A 14,929-nucleotide genomic window follows, 5' to 3' on the forward strand; every position below is an offset into this window, starting at 1 on the left:
GTCAATCGTCTTTCACATCAGGGTTTGCGGAAGGCCTTGGCGGCGGAGAGAAGCGCGCCGGGGCTTTGTCGGATCATCTCGCCGGTTTTGACCACGCCCGCATTGGCCATCTGGTTCAGTTCCTGCGGGGACTTGCCGGTGACGAGGCGCGAAGTGGTGCCGGTGCCATACTGGCGCGTGTTCACGAACCCCTGACGTGCGAGGCCGGTCAGACCCACGGCGTTCGACGCAATACCGACCACGCCGGTGAGGTTGGAGGCGATATAGGGCACCGAGGCCATGATCCCGGCGCTGAGGATCAGGATGACGAGGAAGGGCAGGATGAGGCTGACAGTTTCGACATCACCGGGATCGGCGGAAGCATCGCCAATGGCCTCGGCGATTGCGACGATGATGCCTGCGGCCCCGGCGGCCGCGACCGGCATGAGCGCATAGCCGATGGTAGCGCGGGTCCAGGCCTCGAAGAGCGATTGGGTCGGTTTGAAGAGCGAGGTCACGATCATGAAGGGCGCGATGACGATCATCAACGCGAAGACGATTCGGGCGAAGGCGATGATCCCGGCGGTGACGGCGGCGAAGACGGCGGAAAGGACAAAGAAGATGGCGCCCAGGACCGCGCCGAAGACCCAGCCCGCGCGGTCGCCGATCGTGTCGCCATAGGCGGTGATGCGCGCGACCATGTTGTCGAGGCTCTCATAGACCCCGGCCTCGTCGCCCGAGCCAGTGAGCGCGAGGATCGAGGCGCCTATGGAGTCGGGGACATCGGTGGCCACGCCATAGATGACGCTGAAATTGTCCCAGCTCTGCGCGAAGATCCCCACCAGTGCCACCTTGATCCCGAAGGCAAAGCCCGTGCCGAAGGGCAGGGGACGGAGTTGCATCACCGCGTTGATCCCGAGAAGCACGACAAGGAGCGCGGCCCCGGCGGAGATCACGTCGCCGACAGCACCTGCCGAAGAGACAAAGCCGTCCTGCGCCACGGTATCCACCGCGGCGTCGACCTGGCTCAGGATGTCGCGAATGATCCCCATCTACTCGGCACAGGCCTCCGCAACTTGGGCCTCGAGCGCGTCGGCTTGAGCGTAGAGATCGAGTACCTTGAACGGCAGGCGCGGGTTGTCCGAGGTCTGGAACCGGAGCAGGGCGTCAAGTGCCTGATCCCAGGTGAACTGATCCAGCAGGCAGGTGCAGCTCTCCGAGGCGAGCGCCTCTTCGGCGGTCAGGATGCGCAGGATCGCGCGGTAACCGTTGCGCAGGTAGGCGGTCTCGGCCAGACCTGCAGGCGGTTTCGGGACGCGGCAGGCGTCGGCCTCATCCCGCGCGATGGCCATCGAGCTGAAAGGCGTGTCGCCGGAGGGATCTGTGCTCGGGGTCTGGGCCAGCGCGGCACAGGGCAGGGTGGCCGCGACAAGCACGGCGAGACCAAGAGACTGAATTGGTACCAAGCTGTGGCTGATGGCTTGCCTCATGGATCCACCGCCATCGAGCGGAACTTGCGCTCATCCGCGAGGGTCGCGGCATCGACGACGCCAAGCTGGCCGGCGCTGACGCCTTGCGCCGCTTCCAGCCGCCAGATCTGGGTCAGGATTATGCCGAGCTCGGCGGTGACGCGGGTGTTGAGATCGACGGCGGCCTTCAGACCGTCCTGATCGTCGATGAGCCCGACCATGGTTTCGAGCCGTTCGAGGCTCTGGCCCGCTTCTTCGTGGCTTTCCTGCGCGGCAACCGACAGCATGGCGCTGGCCCCGGCCGAGGTGGCGATGCGGTTGTCGGCGGGTTGGTCGGAGCCCGAGAGCGTGCTCAGGCGTTCCGAGGTGAAGCCGCTGCCAGACAGCACCCGCTCGACCGAGGCAGAAAGCTCGGCACCGGGATTGAAGCCGCTCAGGAAATCGCCGCTGGCCAAAGACTGCGCGGTGTTGAGCGGGGCTACCAGCTTGCCACGCAGCGCGCGGAACTCCTCGACCGTGGCGAAGAGTTCTCCGAGCCCGCTGCCCTCAATCAGTGAGGTCAGTTGCGCCTCGAGGTTCGTCAGTTGCGACAGCTGGGTCTCAAGCTCCAGCCGCATGGTGGTCAGCTGTTGCATCTGGACGTTCAGGTCCTCGGCCATGTGCTCGAGCTGGGCCACGAGCTGGCCAAGCTGCGAGCCGTCGAAAGTCGGCACGCCCTGCGCCATGGCGGGGCCAGAGACCCCGAGTGTGGTGACCGCGGCTACGGTTAGGAGAAGCTGTCTCATTCGGGAACTCCCATCTGCATGAAGTCGCGTTCGGCCAGCCTGTCGGCCACGAGGTGCTGCGCGTAAGCGGCCTCGCGCTGCTGGTTGGCGGCCATCAGCCGGACGCGAAGGTTGAGGATGCGGCCGATCTCGGCCTTGGCGTAGGTGTTGAGTTCCCAGGCCGCCTTGGCATTGGGTTGCGCATCGATCTGCAGGATGATCGCACGCAGGCGGTTGATAACCTGTTCGGTGGTCGCCGAACTGTCGGCGGCGTAATAGATGCCCGCCTCGGAAATGCTGGCATATTCGGCGAGCGCAAAGTCTGAAGGTGAGAGCGTGCCAAGCGCATCGGCACCGCCCACCACGGCGAGATACTCGTTGTAGAACTTCGAGATATTGCGCACGTAGCCTTGCGTTTCGGCAAAGGGCGGCACCCCGCCGTATTCGATGACCCGGCCCGGCCCCGCGTTATAGGCCGCAAGTGCGTGGGGGATGTTGCCGAAGCGATTGAGCTGGGTGGTGATGTAGCGCGCGCCGCCGCGCAGATTGTCCTTCACGTCATATCGGTCGACGCCGAGGTCCGAGGCAGTGCCGGGCATGAGCTGGGTCAGCCCATAGGCCCCGACCGGGCTTTCAGCGGCGACATTGAATCGACTTTCCTGCTTGATCAGGGCCTGGAAGAGGCAGCGCCACTGGGTGGCCGAGAGACCGGCCCGGGCCACACCCGGGGCGCCTGCGAACTCGCCCGCGACCTCGACGATCATCATCTCGACCGTCTCGCGGCCCTCGCCGAAGAGGCGGCTGTTCATCGGGCTCGGGTCAGTATTGGGATAGACGGCCGCCACCCCGAATTCCGCATTGCCCTCGAGCGCGCGGATGTCGAAGCCGGGACCGGTGATCGCGGCGGTCATCTCCTCGAGGACGCGCAGCTGGTCGGCTTGGACGTCGGCCAGCGTGGATTCGGTGCGATCCTTGTCCTGCTGGACGCCCAGATCCTCGGCCAATGCCGTCACCCGTGCGATGGCGCGACCGATGGCGGAATTATCCTGCGTCGGCACGCCCTGGGCGAGCGCGGGCAGGGCGCCGAGGCCAAGGCAGAGCCCGGCGGATATGATCGCGGCGCGGCTCATTCCGGACGGGGCAGGGTTTCGAAGATGCAGTCGGGTTTGGCTGCCTGCTGAACTGGTGCGCCCATAGTCGAGACCGAAAACGCGGACCGCGTGACCTGCGGCTCGCCATTGCGCCCGAAGCAGGGCGAGGTTTGTTCGGTGTATGTCTCGCAAGCCGACAGCGAGCTGGCGGCGGCGCAAAGCATAAGGAGGGGTTTCAAATTCATATCACATGTCTCCAGAAATCGGGATTGGCGCGCCAATCGGCGGGCACACGCGCCTCGCCAGTGGCGCCACCACCAAGGATGGGAAGGAGGTCGCCAAGCGCTGAGAGGTCCGCATCGACGAAGACGCTGTCGCCCGCCGAGCGCACGAGCGCGATGCGCTGGCCAATGGTGGGCTGGACGAGAAGGGCCGCTTCCTTGGCGTTCACGCGGAGGAAGTCGTAATCCGAGATCGTGGCGCGGTCGTTGGGGAAGAGGATCTGGGTGGGCACCGTCTCGACGATGGTCTTGCCGACGCGACTGTCGCGCAGCTGGCTCGGGTATTGCGTCATCATGATGACGACGCAGTTCATCTTCCGAAGCGTCACCAGCCAGTTTTCCAGCCGTGCCCCGAAATACGAATCGTCCAAGAGCTTCCAGGCCTCGTCGAGCATTATGATGGTCGGGCGGCGATCCTCGACCACGCGTTCGATCTGGCGGAAGATGTAAGAGAGCACTGCCATGCGCTCTACGCCCATGTCGATTATCTCGGTCATGTCAAACCCGACGATGTCGCCCGTGAGCTTGAGGCCCGCGCCGCGCTCGGGTTCGTCGAAGACCCAACCGTAGCGCCCACCCGGGGCCCATTCGGCGACGCGGGACTGCAGCTCGCCATCGTCATCGAGCGACTGGAACAGGGTCTCGAAACTGGCGAAGCGCTGCAGGGCCGCGCCCGCATCGGCGTTCTGGCCGACGGCGCTTTGGATATGGCGGGATTGCTCGCCCGAGAGCGTGCCATTGCGCGTGAGAAGTGTCGCAAGCCAGTCCGAGAGCCAGGCACGGCCGCGTTCGTCGGTCTCCGTGGCGAGCGGATTGAGGCCCGTGGGCACGCCGGCGCGGATCTCGTTGTAGCGCCCGCCAAGGGCGCGGACCGCCATCTCGAGGCCTCGATCCTTGTCAAACAAGAAGAGCCGCGCGCCGACCCTCTGCGCTTGGGCTGCGAGGAAAGCGGTGGTCAGTGTCTTGCCGGTGCCGGTGCGCCCTAGAACGAGCGTATGGCCGACGGTGGGTTCCTTGCCTGGGCTGCCCGCCTCGTGGAAATTGAAGCGATAGCCCGAGGTGCCGACAGTGGGCAGGACCGAGATGGTTTGGCCCCAGGGCGACTGATCAGGTCCACGTCCCTCGACGCTGCCATGCAGGGCCGCGAAATCCGCGAAGTTGATCGAGGAGATCGGCGTCTTCCGTGCCCGGTAGCCGAAATTGCCGGGAGATTGCGCGAAGTAGGTGGCTTTCAGCGCCATGTTCTCACGCACGATGACGGACATGATTTCTTGGCCGACGCGCTTGATCTGGGCGGCTGCGCGTTCGAGCGTGTCGCGGTCCGGCGCGTAGACGGCGATCGAGAGGTGATGATCGCCAAAGGCGATGCGCCCCGCCTCCTGGTCATCGGCGGCCTGGCCCAGTTGTTCGCGCAGGGAGACGGCAGCATCGTCCGAGGCATACATCTGGCGGATGATGCGCTGGATGCGCTCGGCCATGATGTTGTTCGGGATCGGGCTGAAGGAGTTCGTGAGCACGATGTCGAGCGGCAGGTCGAGCGCATCCAGCAGCGTGACGTCCGTCAGCGCCGGATAGGTCTTCATGGAAAAAAGCGCGCCGTATTTGACCTGACCGGTCACAGCATCGGTCAGGGTGACCACGTCGCCGTCGAAGGTCGCGCGGCAATTGCTCAAAGTATGTGAGAGGGGCAGGGCGCTTTGCCCGAAGGCGATGGGGGAGAAGCTGCCGGCGTTCAGCGTATTGAGGTAGCCCAGCCATTCACCACCCGACTTCGTGAGCCTGAGAGGGTTGGCTGAGGCAAGTGCCACCTCGAAGAAGCCCATGACCTCGTTCAGCTCCTGCATGCGGGTTGCGCGGTCCTTTACCCAGGCCTTGCGGGCCAGCGCCCGCAGGAGCGGGATGCGTGCGGAAATGTCTGGGCGCCGGATGACGCTGAGATAGAGTTGCCGCTTGGCCGGCCGCAGGTCTTTGACATGGGCTTGCCAGCGGGCGTCAATCGCGGCGGCGAAGCTGTCGCCCTCGATGGTGCGCATTCCGAGATCTTGCGGCACGGATATGCGGTGAATGTAGAAGCCGAAAGCATTGCCGGTTTGGGCTACGATGGCGGCAACCGCGCGTTTGAGCGCGTCGAGCCGGGCATCCTCGGTGGTCATTGGGTTCAAACCGTCAAGGCGCAGGGTGGCGAGGAGGTCGCCCTCGCGCAGAACCATCACATCGTCATCTGCCAGCACGAAATACGGCAGATGCTCCGCGAGGTAGCTCTCCCGCGCGAACTCGCCGCCACCCGCTTGATGCAAGGCGGTCCCGAAGGAAGAAAGGGTGCCTGCATCACGCGCCAAAGCTGTCGCCTCCGTGCAGGGCCCGGTTCTTCGTCGCGCGCACAGAGCCGTAGGAGATGCGCAGCACCTCGAAGAAATGTGGCTCTCGATCGGCCACAAACCAGAGGATCGGATAGGCGACGAGCCCGACCAGGAAGAAGACCATCGACTTCGTCCAGATGAACGGCAGAACGACCCCGGTCGCCAGAACCACGAGGTATCCGACGGGGAGACCCAGATACTTGGGCGGTCGGGCGAGGCCCAGAAAGAGCGGGGATCGTTCTGCCAACTCGATTCTCCAGCCTTAGGAGAAACCGTCGACGATGGTACCGGCCGAGAAGATCAGCACGATCCCGATGATGACGGAGGCGAACCAGCCCCAGTTGAGCCGTCCCATCATACACATGAAGCCGGTGCCGATGACCGCGAGCGTGGCGACCGCGATACCGATCGGACCGGTCAGTGCGGCCTCGACGGTTTCCAGCATGGTCTGGATCGGTGACAAGTCTTGCGCGAGAGCTGGTGTTGCGAAAGCCGCCAGAGTTGTGGCGACAGGCAAGAGGCGGCTGAGGCGATGTCGAAGCATGCGGAGTTCCCTTGTTTTACTGAAGATCGATGAGGACGGGCGCGCGGGCTGGCCCCCGGTCTGCGACGCGGATGTCCGGCGCGGAAACGGGTGTGCCTGCCAGCCGGGAGCGGATCCGGTGGATTCGCGCGATGTAGTTGCGGGTTTCGGCGAAGGGTGGAATGCCGGAATATTCGACTACGCGGTGCGGCCCGGCGTTATAGGCTGCCAGCGCCAGGTCGATATCCTTGAACGTGGCGAGTTGCTCCAGTAGATAGCGCGCCGCGCCGTCGAGGTTCTGCGACGGATTGCGCGGATCGACCCCGAGTGTACGGGCCGTGTCCGGCATCAGCTGGCCCAGGCCATAAGCGCCCTTGGGGCTGACGGCAGTCGGATTGTAGCTGCTTTCCGCCTCAACCAGGGCGCGGAACAGAACCCGCCAGTCGTCGGCACCCAGACCAACCTGGCGCAGGGCACGGTTCCCCTGGTGGCGGACGGCAGTTGTCTGGATCAGAGCGAGGATGTCGTCGCGACCGGAAGGCGGCATAGCGTCCAACGAGGCCAGAGTGACTTCCGCCTCAGCGCTATCATCCAGACCAGCCCATGCGGGCCTCGCGCCGTGGAAGGTCCAGCCGGAAGTCCTGGCCGCGCCGTCGCGACCGAAGGCGATGACGTCAGCCGCGCTCCTCGAGGGTGAGCTCATAGTCAGGACCAAAGCGCAGATCGCGCCCGTCACCGAACTCGAGATGATGTTTGAAGAGCCCCGGCCATATGTTGAAATACCGCGGCTCTGGCCCGTGCGGGGTGATCCGGGTCGAGACCAGAACGGCTTCCGGCTCGTCCTCGCGCAGGTAGATGCACTGATAGCGCGGCTTGCCATCGTCCGTGAACCCCACGAGCTCATACCGGCAGCGGAACGCGATGCCCTTCTCGGACAAGTCTTTGACACCATCGATGGTGATCAGGATCTGGTTGCGCGCTATCGGCATGTTCGGACTCTCCCCACGAGAGCCCTTCTACTTCACGACACTAAGGCCATAAAGTCATATGGAGTCAATACGACATATTGCAGAAAAATACATATTGCATGATAGTTGCCGCAACTTTTGCGGGAGAGCGACATGAAACGACAGGCGATGGCAGCTGCAATGGGAGTGATGGCGGTGTTTGGAGCCCCTGAGAAGGCGCAAGCTTATGACATCGACTGCGCCATCATGCTGTGCATGGCGGGTGGTTTCCCCCCGAGCACCGTCTGTGCGCGCGCCTATCGCACTATGATCCGCCGCATCACGCCATGGCCCAGCTTGCCGCCCTTCGGAGTTTGCACCTTCGCCCATGTGCCGGTCGAACTGGGTGGCCCTGGCGGGGAAAGTGAACTCGACACTAGCCTCCCCGAATACGAGTGGCTGAACCGGACCCATGTGATCTGGTTTCGGGGGCGGTCTTACAAGGAGCGGGATATGCCTCGGCAGTGGGACTGGTCGATCCGCTCCTGCGATCGCGAGAACCAAACCTGTCGCTTTCTCCAGCGTGTCTACGGGTCCCGCACGCCCTGGCCCGCGACATTCGTCTCGGAAAGCGGTCAAGAAATCGCCTTTCCGACCGGAGGAGGCTCTTGGCACTTCGATTCCCGCAGCATCATGGTTGAATACGGTGACTACAATGGCAACATGGGGCAGTCGGAGTGGTTCTTCTACTGATCCGGATGCACATGCGTTTCTAGAGAAAACTGTCGTACTTGTACTGACCGGTATTCTACTTCGTTTGGGTCGACATGCCAACGGCGGCTCACTGATCCATCGTTCCAGCGGTAGTCGGTAAAGATGTGGACCTCTGTTTGACCTGCCACAAGGTAGCCTTCTTGGAAAGGCCAGCCAATTTGCTTCTTACTCATTGAGGCCTTTCCGATCCAAACATTGGTAACAGGGCAAATCGCAAAGCAAACTGAGACAGGCGAAGTGAAGTCAGAGCTAAGCTGAGAGAGGCTGGTGCAGCTAAGTGAGTAAGGTCGATTGACGGCTCATGGCTGGTCGCCGTTGTAGTGAAGTAGTTCCTGCGTAAAGATCATTGAAATAGAACCAGGGGGCCAAGTGGAACCAAATGGATGTGGGCGCCCAGAAAATGAAACTACTGAGTGCCCACCTGAAAATCAGAAACTCGTATATGTGGTTTTGGATGTCGTGAAAAACTCGCGTGCAGCGCGTCCCTGTTCGCGACTGCCATAGCTAGACCCTTTGCGGCCACCAAATGGCACGTGATAGTCCACGCCAGCGGTGGGAAGGTTGACCATCACCATACCTGCGTGGGATCGGGCCTTGAAATCTTCCGCATGTTTCAGGGACGAGGTGCAGATACCTGATGACAGACCCAACGGGCTGTCATTGGCGATTTCTACCGCTTCGTCGTAGTCCGTCGCCCTGAGAACGCTGACGACCGGGCCAAAGATCTCTTCACGCACGTGTTGCATCTGATTTGTACAGTTTCCATAGACAGTTGGCGCCATGTAAAAGCCTGGTGTTTCACGGGTCAGCACCTCACCACCACACAGGCGCTCGGCGCCCTCGTTGTCGGCGATACCGATATATCTGAGGTTGGTTTGCAGTTGACGCTCATCCACTGCGGGGCCGATTTGAGAAGCGGAGTCGAGAGCGTGTCCAACCCTCATGGTGCGCGCGGCATCAACCATGCCTCGGACAAGAGCGTCGTGAATACCGGGTGTCGCGATGATCCGGGTGTTCGACGTACATCGCTGGCCGGTAGACAGAACCGAACCGCCAATGGCGCAATCGATTGCGGTTTGTATATCGGCGTCATCCATCACAATCAGGGGGCTTTTTCCGCCCATTTCCTGCTGCACCTTCCCGCCGCGTTCAGCCACGCGGGTACGAATGCCCGCCCCGGTGTGCTCGGAGCCGGTGAAGGAGACCGCCGCAACATCGGGAGAGCGCACGATCTCCTCACCAACGACACTGCCGCGCCCCATCACCAGGTTGAACACGCCGACAGGCAGGCCCGTGCGCGACAGGATCTCGGCCAGGGCCCAGCCACAACCGGGCGTCAGGTCAGCCGGTTTGAACACAACAGTATTGCCGTATGCCAAGGCCGGCGCGATTTTCCAGGCAGGTATCGCGATGGGATAGTTCCAGGGAGTGATCAGCCCGACGACGCCGACAGGTTCATGGCGAACCTCGACCCGGACACCGGGGCGGACCGAGGCCATGGACAGCCCCTCGACCCGCAATGCTTCCTGCGCGAAAAACTTGAAGACATGTGCCGCGCGGGTCACTTCGCCGATGCCTTCAGAGAGGATCTTGCCCTCTTCACGGGACAACAGTTCGCCCAGATCTTCCTTGCGGGCCAGAAGCTCCACGCCGACCGCCTCCAGAGCGTCGGCTCGCATCTGCGGTGTCGCCAGGGCCCAACCCGGTGCGGCTGCCTTCGCGGCGGCGATGGCCTGCCCGGTCTGTTCTGCACTGGCGCGGGCGTACTGCCCGATGACGTCGTTTGTGTCCGAGGGGTTGATGTTCTCAGCCCAATCGGCGCCGGAGACCCACTCTCCGGCGATAAGGTTCAGTTTTTCCATGGTGCTATTCCCTAGAGTTCTTTGACCGCCCGGGTCACGTCGTCGAGCGATCTCTTCACGATTGCGAGCAGATCATCGGCTTGCTCTTCTGTGGTGATCAGAGGCGGGCAAAAGGCGACCGCGTCGCCGAGATTGCGCGAAATCGCCCCGTTGCGTTGCAGTGCCGCATTCATCAGGCCGCCAAGCTGACCGACCGGGCCGGTGACGGATTTCGCCCGCTTGTCATTGACCATCTCCAGTGCCGCAATGAACCCAACGCCGCGAATTTCACCCACAAGCGGATGATCTTGAAGGCTTTCCAACTGCTTGCGGAACCTGGCACCGACAAGCCGTGCGTTCCGCACCAACTCGCGTTCCTCGATGATCGCGATGTTTTCCAGGGCAACCGCCGCGCCCAGCGGGTGGCTGCCGCCAGTATAGCCATGGCCCAGCACGCCGATCCGTCCGCTTTCCTCGGCAATCGGCGCGTAGAACCGCTCGTTCATCATGAAGGCGGTGAAGGGCACATAGCTGGAGGTGATCTGTTTCGACATCACCATGACATCGGGCTTCATCCCGAAAGTGTGAGAGCCGAACATCTGCCCAGTGCGGCCGAACCCGCAGATCACTTCGTCGGCGACAAGCAGAATGTCGTATTTGTTCAGAACCTTCTGAATCTTCTCCCAATAGGTCTTTGGTGGTACCACGACCCCGCCAGCCCCCATGACCGGCTCGGCAAAGAAGGCCGCGATGGTCTCGGGGCCTTCGGCCTCGATCAGGGCTTCGAGATCGGCGGCGCAGCGGCTGGCAAATTCCTCCTCCGTCTCGTCGTCTTTGCCGTCCTTCCAATAATGGGGGCAGGTGGTGTGCAGCACGCGGTCGATCGGCAAGTCGAAGGATCGGTGATTATTGGGCAGGCCTGTGAGGCTTCCTGAGGCAATGGTGACGCCGTGATAGCCCCGCTCTCGCGCAATGACTTTCTTGCGCTCGGGTTGGGCGAGCGCGTTAGACCGATACCATAGCATCTTGAGCACCGTGTCATTGGCCTCGGAACCTGAATTGGTGAAAAAAACTTTGCTCATTGGCACGGGCGCGAGAGAGACTAACTTCTCCGCAAGGTTGATTGCGGCCTCATGCGACTTGTGACCAAAGTTGTGATAGAAGGGCAGTTTCGCCATTTGATCGGCTGCGGCCTTGGCCAGACGCGGCTCACTAAAGCCGACGGCGGCGCTCCAAAGGCCCGAGAGAGCTTCGATGTAGCGGTTGCCGCCTGAGTCGTAGACATAGATCCCTTCGCCGCGTTCGATGATCATCGGGCCTGTCTCAGCATGGGCGGCGGCATTGGTGTATCCGTGGAAGTGATAGGCGATGTCGCGTGCCTCGGGGGAGTTGGGGAGGTGTTTCATATCATTCATGCGGGTTGCTTTCCAAAAAGGGCGTTAGATGTGTTGACCACCGTTGATCGGAATTTCCGATCCGGTGACATAGGAGGACTGTGTGCTGGCCAGGAAGTGGACCACTTCCGCAACTTCCTCGGGGCGGCCGAGACGTTTCATGGGCACTTGCGTGTCGACAATATCCTGGGTGCCAGGCGACAGGATTGAGGTTTCGATTTCACCCGGAGCGACGGAATTCACGCGTACGCCGGTTTCGCCCAGTTCATGTGCTAACTCGCGGGTCAGGGTCGAAAGCCCCGCCTTGGAAATGGCATAGGCCGCTCCGGCAAAGGGATGAACCTGATGCGCGGCGATGGAGGATATGTTTACAACCGACCCCTTTGCCTGCTTGAGCGGTTCGATCAATTCCTGGCACAGCAGGAATGGTGCGGCGAGGTTGACGTGCTGCACATCCAGAAAGGTCTGGATTGGCGTGTGCACTGCATCCATACGCTCGCCACCCGGCCCCTTGGGTGAGATACCCGCATTGTTGATCAATGCGTTCAGGCCCCTATTGGCCAGCATAGCGCGCAGTTGGGCGGCTGCGTCGAGAACAGATTGGGTCCTGGACAGATCAACTTTGATATGTCTCACGATCCCATCTGCCCAGGGGCAGTACTCTGAGAAAGGCGTGCGCGCCAACGTGATGACTTCCCACCCGTTGTTGTGAAAGTGGCGGACGATGGCGTGCCCAATACCCCGGCTTGCGCCCGTGACAGCAACGATTGGTTTGTGATGTTCTGCTTTGATATCGGTCATCAGTTAAACTCTTAATTGGGGGCGGGGTTTGCAAAGGCACGGGCGTCCTTGCTGTCAAATGAGAGGCTTGCGGTTGTTCCTTTGACCATGCCAACCAACGGGTTGCCTGCACGGAGCTGCGTGACAATTTGTGTGTTACCGCCCAACGCAAAGATCATTTTTGCACTTGCACCGTGGTAGATCGTTTCCACGAGGGTCGCCGAAAGCGCATTGGAAGCGGTTTCTGATGCGTTAATGGTCATCCTTTCCGGGCGCACGGACAGCGTGGCGTTTGAGGCCAAAGACAGGTCGCCAGTTGCGGTCGCGCTGACGATTTCGCCCGATGAAAGCCTCAGCGTGACCTGATCGCCAACCCGCTGCTCTACACGTGCCGCGAGCATGTTGGTCTCGCCAATGAAATCGGCAACGAACTGGTTGGCGGGGCGTTCATAAAGCGTCGCGGGTTTGTCGATCTGCTGGATGCGGCCGTCATCGAAAACCGCAATCCGGTCAGACATGGTCAGGGCCTCGTCCTGATCGTGGGTCACAAAAACCATGGTAATCCCAAGGTTCTCGTGGATGTGTTTGATCTCGACCTGCATCTCTTCACGCAACTTCTTGTCGAGGGCGCCGAGCGGTTCATCCATCAAAACCAGTTCCGGATCGAAGACCAGGGCCCGCGCGACGGCCACGCGTTGCTGTTGCCCGCCTGAGAGTTGCTTGGGATAGCGCCCGCCGAAGGACCCGAGTTGCACGAGATCAAGTGCCTTTCGAGTACGCTCCTCGATCTCGGACTTACCGATTTTGCGCACCCTCAGCGGATAGGCGACATTCTCGGCAACCGTCATGTGCGGGAAGAGAGCGTAGTTCTGGAACACCATCCCAATATTGCGGTGAAAGGGCGCCACGCTGTTGAGTGTCTTGCCGTTCAGCCGGATCGTTCCCCTGGTCGGCGGCTCGAACCCGGCCAGCAGCATCAGTGCCGTACTCTTGCCCGATCCGGACGGGCCCAGTAGCGTGACGAACTCGCCTTTTGCAATCGACAGGTTCAGATCCTTGATGACGAGGTTCTCGCCATCGTAGGTTTTCTGGATGCCGTCGAACTCTACAAAGTTTTCCATTTTCTTATCCGTTCTTTTGTCCGCGCGCGGCGGCATATTGCGCGAGCGCCAGGATCGCGATGGAGACGGTGATCATCACGGTCGCAACCGCGGCGATGGTCGGGTCGAGGTTTTCGCGAATGCCGGAGAACATCTGCCGCGGCAGGGTGTATTGCTCGGTTCCCGCGAGGAAGAGCGCCACAATGACCTCGTCGAAGGAGGTGATGAACGCGAAGAGCGCGCCCGATAGGATCCCGGGGGCGATCTGCGGCATGATTACGCTTTTGAAGGCGAACCAGGGGCTCGCGCCCAGCGAATAGGCTGCGCGCCGCTGGTTCTGATCGAAACCCTGCAAGGTGGCCGTGACCGTGATGACCACGAAGGGCGTACCGAGGATGCTGTGGGCCAGGATCATGCCCGTAAAGGAGTTGGTCAGCCCCAGCTTGGTATAGAAGAAATAGGATGCCACGCCGGTAATGATGACCGGAACGATCATCGGGGTCAGCAGAAAGGCGGTCAGCAGGCCCGGGGCGGGACAATGGCGGCGCGTCAGCCCGATGGAGGCCAGCGTGCCCAAAGCCGTGGCGACGGCGGTTGAGGCGACAGCGATCACGAGACTGTTCTTCAGAACCTCGCCCCAAATCGGGTTTTCCCACAGCACTCTGTACCACCGCAGGCTCCAGCGCTCGACCGGATAGCTCAGGATGCTGTCATGGGTGAAAGACAGGGGAATGATAGTGACAATCGGCACGACCAGAAAGCCCAGGATCAGGATCGAGCTCGCGTGGGTGGCCAGCACGGCCAGCCGTTCGGCCCGGGTCAGGGAAGGGTCAAACATGGCTCACACCCCCATGGACACGCGGCCATTGCCGGTGATCCGCTGATAAAGCGCATAGAGCACCAGGGTGACGATCAGCAGGTTCAACGCCAGCGCCGAGGCCAGCCCCCAGTTGATCGTGTTGTTGGTGTAGAACGCGATGAAATAACTAATCATCTGGTCCTTCGGCCCGCCGACAAGAGCGGGCGTGATGTAGTAGCCGATGGACATGATGAAGACGAGGATCGCACCCGCACTCAGCCCCGGCAGGGTCTGCGGGAAATAGGCGGTCAGAAAGGCGTAAGCCGGGCGTGCGCCAAGGCTTTTCGCGGCCCGCATGTAGTCGCGGGGGATCGCCTTCATCACGCTGTAGAGCGGCAGGACGAGAAACGGCAGCAGGATGTGGGTCAACGCAATGAAGACGCCAAAACGGTTGAAAACCAGTGTTAGCGGTGCGTCAATCAGCCCAAGACCCTGAAGTGCTGAGTTGATTGGGCCTTCCTTTTGCAGAACGATCACCCAGGCCGCGGTGCGCACCAGAAGCGAGGTCCAGAACGGAAAGAGGACACCCAGCAGCATCAGATTGCGCCAGGTCGGGCTGGCCTGAACCAGCGACCAGGCCAGCGGATAGCCCAGCACGCAGCAGATCAGCGTCACACCCAGGCTGATCCCCAGCGTGCGCAGGAACACATCCACAAACAGTGCCTTGTCAGGATCTACACTGACAAGGGCGCCCTCTGTGTCACGTGTCAGGTCCAGCGACTTGAGCAGAAAGAAATCGGTATAAGGTTGGGCGGAGCGGTGCATCG

The 14,929-nt window shown here is 61.6% G+C and carries 17 protein-coding genes; 1 reads left to right on the forward strand and 16 read right to left on the reverse strand.

The features are described 5' to 3' along the window. Positions 1-17: 17 nt before the first annotated feature. From ACR0C9_RS20635 to ACR0C9_RS20680, 10 genes are read right to left on the reverse strand one after another with little or no spacing between them, the layout of a single operon-like run. Entirely contained in the window at positions 18-1,031 is a 1,014-nt protein-coding gene (locus ACR0C9_RS20635; RefSeq protein WP_170627178.1) for a TrbL/VirB6 family protein, read from the reverse strand. Then, the gene (locus tag ACR0C9_RS20640; RefSeq protein ID WP_480504024.1) at positions 1,032-1,469 is read right to left on the reverse strand and encodes a hypothetical protein; all 438 of its coding nucleotides are present in this window, start codon (positions 1,467-1,469) and stop codon (positions 1,032-1,034) included. It lies immediately after the preceding gene. After that, positions 1,466-2,233: a type IV secretion system protein gene (locus ACR0C9_RS20645; RefSeq protein WP_170627176.1), complete on the reverse strand. Its 768-nt coding sequence runs from the start codon at positions 2,231-2,233 to the stop codon at positions 1,466-1,468. The genes ACR0C9_RS20640 and ACR0C9_RS20645 overlap by 4 nt, the downstream gene beginning before the upstream one ends. Beyond that, a complete protein-coding gene (locus ACR0C9_RS20650; RefSeq protein WP_170627174.1) occupies positions 2,230-3,342 on the reverse strand; it encodes a lytic transglycosylase domain-containing protein in 1,113 nt (370 codons plus the stop codon). Before ACR0C9_RS20650 ends, ACR0C9_RS20645 begins: the two co-directional genes overlap by 4 nt. Then, the gene (locus ACR0C9_RS20655; RefSeq protein ID WP_170627172.1) at positions 3,339-3,548 is read right to left on the reverse strand and encodes a hypothetical protein; all 210 of its coding nucleotides are present in this window, start codon (positions 3,546-3,548) and stop codon (positions 3,339-3,341) included. Before ACR0C9_RS20655 ends, ACR0C9_RS20650 begins: the two co-directional genes overlap by 4 nt. Further along, a complete protein-coding gene (locus ACR0C9_RS20660; protein ID WP_170627170.1) occupies positions 3,545-5,923 on the reverse strand; it encodes a VirB4 family type IV secretion/conjugal transfer ATPase in 2,379 nt (792 codons plus the stop codon). Before ACR0C9_RS20660 ends, ACR0C9_RS20655 begins: the two co-directional genes overlap by 4 nt. Continuing rightward, positions 5,913-6,191: a VirB3 family type IV secretion system protein gene (locus tag ACR0C9_RS20665; RefSeq protein ID WP_170627168.1), complete on the reverse strand. Its 279-nt coding sequence runs from the start codon at positions 6,189-6,191 to the stop codon at positions 5,913-5,915. The genes ACR0C9_RS20660 and ACR0C9_RS20665 overlap by 11 nt, the downstream gene beginning before the upstream one ends. 15 nt (positions 6,192-6,206) lie before the next feature. After that, positions 6,207-6,488 carry a TrbC/VirB2 family protein gene (locus ACR0C9_RS20670; protein WP_040181317.1) on the reverse strand — a complete coding sequence of 94 codons (282 nt, stop codon included), beginning with the start codon at positions 6,486-6,488 and terminating at the stop codon, positions 6,207-6,209. Between the two features lie 16 nt (positions 6,489-6,504). Beyond that, a complete protein-coding gene (locus ACR0C9_RS20675; protein WP_480781918.1) occupies positions 6,505-7,170 on the reverse strand; it encodes a lytic transglycosylase domain-containing protein in 666 nt (221 codons plus the stop codon). Further along, the gene (locus ACR0C9_RS20680; protein ID WP_170627165.1) at positions 7,142-7,456 is read right to left on the reverse strand and encodes a hypothetical protein; all 315 of its coding nucleotides are present in this window, start codon (positions 7,454-7,456) and stop codon (positions 7,142-7,144) included. Before ACR0C9_RS20680 ends, ACR0C9_RS20675 begins: the two co-directional genes overlap by 29 nt. 132 nt (positions 7,457-7,588) lie before the next feature. Here ACR0C9_RS20680 and ACR0C9_RS20685 point away from each other — a divergent pair, with 132 nt between their 5' ends. After that, positions 7,589-8,167 carry a hypothetical protein gene (locus tag ACR0C9_RS20685; protein ID WP_170627164.1) on the forward strand — a complete coding sequence of 193 codons (579 nt, stop codon included), beginning with the start codon at positions 7,589-7,591 and terminating at the stop codon, positions 8,165-8,167. A 449-nt stretch (positions 8,168-8,616) separates the two neighbouring features. Here the strand turns inward: ACR0C9_RS20685 and ACR0C9_RS20690 are convergent, their stop codons facing one another. The 6 genes from ACR0C9_RS20690 to ACR0C9_RS20715 all read right to left on the reverse strand — a co-directional run. Continuing rightward, positions 8,617-10,050, reverse strand: coding sequence for an aldehyde dehydrogenase family protein (locus tag ACR0C9_RS20690; protein ID WP_170627161.1), 1,434 nt, complete (start codon positions 10,048-10,050; stop codon positions 8,617-8,619). A gap of 11 nt (positions 10,051-10,061) precedes the next feature. Next, positions 10,062-11,435, reverse strand: a complete 1,374-nt coding sequence (locus ACR0C9_RS20695) for an aspartate aminotransferase family protein (protein WP_170627159.1) — start codon at positions 11,433-11,435, stop codon at positions 10,062-10,064. Between the two features lie 33 nt (positions 11,436-11,468). Continuing rightward, positions 11,469-12,224 (reverse strand): SDR family oxidoreductase, encoded by a 756-nt coding sequence (locus tag ACR0C9_RS20700; RefSeq protein ID WP_170627157.1) that lies wholly within the window; start codon positions 12,222-12,224, stop codon positions 11,469-11,471. An 11-nt stretch (positions 12,225-12,235) separates the two neighbouring features. Further along, on the reverse strand, positions 12,236-13,324 hold the full coding sequence (locus ACR0C9_RS20705) for an ABC transporter ATP-binding protein (protein ID WP_480504078.1): 1,089 nt from the start codon (positions 13,322-13,324) through the stop codon (positions 12,236-12,238). Positions 13,325-13,328: 4 nt separating this feature from the next. After that, entirely contained in the window at positions 13,329-14,141 is an 813-nt protein-coding gene (locus tag ACR0C9_RS20710) for an ABC transporter permease (protein WP_170627296.1), read from the reverse strand. A 3-nt stretch (positions 14,142-14,144) separates the two neighbouring features. Further along, a partial coding sequence (locus tag ACR0C9_RS20715) for an ABC transporter permease (RefSeq protein WP_480781919.1) occupies positions 14,145-14,929 on the reverse strand: 785 nt, incomplete at its 5' end.

This window comes from Ruegeria sp. C12 (assembly GCF_056537745.1).

Coding starts and splice junctions, on each gene's coding strand:
- ACR0C9_RS20640 (WP_480504024.1), bottom strand. CDS start 1,469: ATGAGGCAAGCCATCAGCCACAGCTTGGTACCAATTCAGTCTCTTGGT.
- ACR0C9_RS20700 (WP_170627157.1), bottom strand. CDS start 12,224: ATGACCGATATCAAAGCAGAACATCACAAACCAATCGTTGCTGTCACG.
- ACR0C9_RS20645 (WP_170627176.1), bottom strand. CDS start 2,233: ATGAGACAGCTTCTCCTAACCGTAGCCGCGGTCACCACACTCGGGGTC.
- ACR0C9_RS20675 (WP_480781918.1), bottom strand. CDS start 7,170: ATGAGCTCACCCTCGAGGAGCGCGGCTGACGTCATCGCCTTCGGTCGC.
- ACR0C9_RS20695 (WP_170627159.1), bottom strand. CDS start 11,435: ATGAAACACCTCCCCAACTCCCCCGAGGCACGCGACATCGCCTATCAC.
- ACR0C9_RS20705 (WP_480504078.1), bottom strand. CDS start 13,324: ATGGAAAACTTTGTAGAGTTCGACGGCATCCAGAAAACCTACGATGGC.
- ACR0C9_RS20690 (WP_170627161.1), bottom strand. CDS start 10,050: ATGGAAAAACTGAACCTTATCGCCGGAGAGTGGGTCTCCGGCGCCGAT.
- ACR0C9_RS20635 (WP_170627178.1), bottom strand. CDS start 1,031: ATGGGGATCATTCGCGACATCCTGAGCCAGGTCGACGCCGCGGTGGAT.
- ACR0C9_RS20685 (WP_170627164.1), top strand. CDS start 7,589: ATGAAACGACAGGCGATGGCAGCTGCAATGGGAGTGATGGCGGTGTTT.
- ACR0C9_RS20655 (WP_170627172.1), bottom strand. CDS start 3,548: ATGAATTTGAAACCCCTCCTTATGCTTTGCGCCGCCGCCAGCTCGCTG.
- ACR0C9_RS20650 (WP_170627174.1), bottom strand. CDS start 3,342: ATGAGCCGCGCCGCGATCATATCCGCCGGGCTCTGCCTTGGCCTCGGC.
- ACR0C9_RS20670 (WP_040181317.1), bottom strand. CDS start 6,488: ATGCTTCGACATCGCCTCAGCCGCCTCTTGCCTGTCGCCACAACTCTG.
- ACR0C9_RS20680 (WP_170627165.1), bottom strand. CDS start 7,456: ATGCCGATAGCGCGCAACCAGATCCTGATCACCATCGATGGTGTCAAA.
- ACR0C9_RS20710 (WP_170627296.1), bottom strand. CDS start 14,141: ATGTTTGACCCTTCCCTGACCCGGGCCGAACGGCTGGCCGTGCTGGCC.